Here is an 825-nt window from a genome sequence, read left to right as displayed (position 1 = left end):
CAATTTCACCCAACTCAATCCGATAACCGCGTATCTTCACTTGGCTGTCATTGCGCCCGATGTATTCCAGTTGCCCATCGTGACGCCAGCGTACCCAGTCGCCAGTTTTGTATAACCGTTCATCGTGTCCTTCAATGGGGCTGTCGATGAACTGCTCGGCGGTCAGCTCAGCTCGGTTGAGGTAACCTCTCGCCAGTCCTGCACCTCCAATGTGCAACTCACCTGGAACACCGATAGGGCACAATTTGCCGTTGCCCGAAAGGACATAACATCGCTCGTTCCTCAGGGGCGCTCCGATAATGTGGGCGTTGCCCGATAGGTATCGTGATTGGGTGCTCCAAATGCACGCTTCGGTTGGACCGTACACTTGGATGACCTCTTTAAAGCGGCGCGACAAGCTTTGGTAAATCGCTTCAGACCCGCTTTCGCCCCCGACAATGACCGTCACATGAGACAAATCGAGATCTTCTGGCAACACCACTTGCAATACCGACCAGACCGACGGGGTGAGCTGCAATACGTTGGTCTTGCTGACATGCTCGGACAAGGTTTCAGGCCCTTGATGAATGTCCGATAGGTGAACCGTTCCGCCCGACAACAGCGGTAAGCCGTATTCCAAGCCAAAGATGTCGAAGGTGTATTGGGTGAGGCTCACTAAGGAAATCGGCGGCGCCTCGAAAGGCTGTTCGCCCTGCAAGGACTGATCGCTTTGAAGGGACTGATGATATTGATGAATAAAGTCCGCATAAGCCGAGTGCGGCATCATCACCCCTTTCGGTTTGCCCGTGGTGCCCGAGGTGTAAATGATGTACGCCAGATCATCCC

Annotated in this window: 1 protein-coding gene; it reads right to left on the bottom strand. The window is 53.9% G+C overall.

Annotation, left to right across the window (positions count from 1 at the left end):
• On the bottom strand, positions 1-825 hold an 825-nt coding region (locus tag HC752_RS24305), incomplete at both ends, for an AMP-binding protein (protein WP_190337746.1).

Origin of the sequence: Vibrio sp. S9_S30, assembly GCF_014694455.1 — a bacterium.
Lineage (GTDB): Bacteria > Pseudomonadota > Gammaproteobacteria > Enterobacterales > Vibrionaceae > Vibrio.
This window is presented reverse-complemented; position numbering and strand designations above follow the sequence as displayed.